This is a genomic window from Streptomyces sp. NPDC040405 (assembly GCF_055595765.1).
In genome coordinates, this window is the sequence record NZ_JBVIVI010000041.1 from 1 (window position 1) to 1,434 (window position 1,434).

Genomic DNA, 1,434 nt, shown 5'->3' on the forward strand with positions numbered 1-1,434 from the left:
CTAGTAGGACTCCGTTAGGTCTGTCTGGCTCTTGGGTTTGGGCTGGTGGGGGTTGTTCTGGGCAGGGGGCGGTGGCAGGTGGTGCAGGTGCCGGTCCAGCAGTTCAGCAGGTCCTGGATGGTGTCGAGGATCTGGTAGAGGGTGAGTCCGCTGTATCGGCTTTTGGGGACAGGCGCTGTTCGGTGAGGAAGGCGTGGGCGGCGGTGACCAGGGTGGCGTGGTGGTGCCAGCCCATCCAGGAGCGGCCCTCGAAGTGGTCCAGGCCGAGGCCGTGTTTGAGTTCCCGGTAGTCGTGCTCGATGCGCCAGCGGATCTTCGCGAGGCGGACCAGTTCGGCGAGGGAGAGGGTGTCGGGCAGGTTGGACAGCCAGTAGTCGGTGGGTGCTTCGGCGCCGGCGGGCCATTCGACCAGCAGGGTGAGGTCGGGCAGGATGCCGTCCCAGCTGCCTGGGTCTGTGGCGGTGGCCTGGGCGAGGCGTCGGGATTTGATCCCGGCTGGTCGCACCTGCACGGACAGGAAGTGCGAGCGCATCGGTCCGCGGGAGCCTTCCCGCCAGGTCACCTCGGTGAAGGCCTGCCGCCCGCGGGCCGCCGCCAGCACGGCCACCGCGGACGGCTTGTCGCGGTAGCGGGGCTGCGGCTTGCGGCCGTTGCCGGACCAGGTAGGGGCAGTGGGCATCGCATCATGGCGGTGGACGGTCACATCCGATCGGATCGCCACCACGTAACCGATGCTCCGACGCTCCAGCCCGTCGCGGAAGTCGGCATTCTGCCCGTATCCGGCGTCGGCCACCACCACCGGCGGCACCAGACCCCACCCGGCCAGCTCATCGATGCTGTCCAGGGCCAGACGCCACTTCTCCCGGTGCCCGACCTCGTCGGGGATCCCCGTCTTGCGCCGGCGGACCGGATCCTCCGCCCACTCCTGGGGCACGAACAGTCGCCACTGCAGCGGACAGGAGGCGGTCTCGGAGACCGCGTGCACGCTCACCGCGACCTGGCAGTTGGCCTGCTTGCCCAGGGCTCCGCAGTACTGGTGGGTGACTGCCACCGACATCTTCCCGTCCTTGGGGAAGGACACGTCATCGATCGCCCAGGCGTCCGGGCCGACCTGGGGCACCATCCGCTGCGCGATCCGCCGCCGCACCGGCACCGGATCCCAGGTCGACTGGTTCACGAACTGCTGCAGGTTCTGCTCGTTGCCGTCCGACAGCCGCTCCGCCATCGACTGGATCGACTTACGCCGCCCGTCCAGCATCAGCCCCCGCAGATAACAGTCGCTCTTGGCCCGCTGATCCTTGCGCGGAACCGACGCGAACACATCAGCGACGAACAACGCCAACTTCACCCGAGCCCGGTTCACTTCATGTGCATCCACACCTTCAGCATTCCCCCAAACAGGACCAACAGACAGACCTAACGGAGTCCTACTAG

Annotated in this window: 1 protein-coding gene; it reads right to left on the reverse strand. The window is 67.6% G+C overall.

Annotated features, from left to right (window positions below; all coding sequences use genetic code 11):
- Nucleotides 1–103: 103 nt before the first annotated feature.
- Entirely contained in the window at nt 104–1,378 is a 1,275-nt protein-coding gene (locus tag ACZ59A_RS44885) for an IS701 family transposase (protein ID WP_470971661.1), read from the reverse strand.
- Nucleotides 1,379–1,434: the final 56 nt, after the last annotated feature.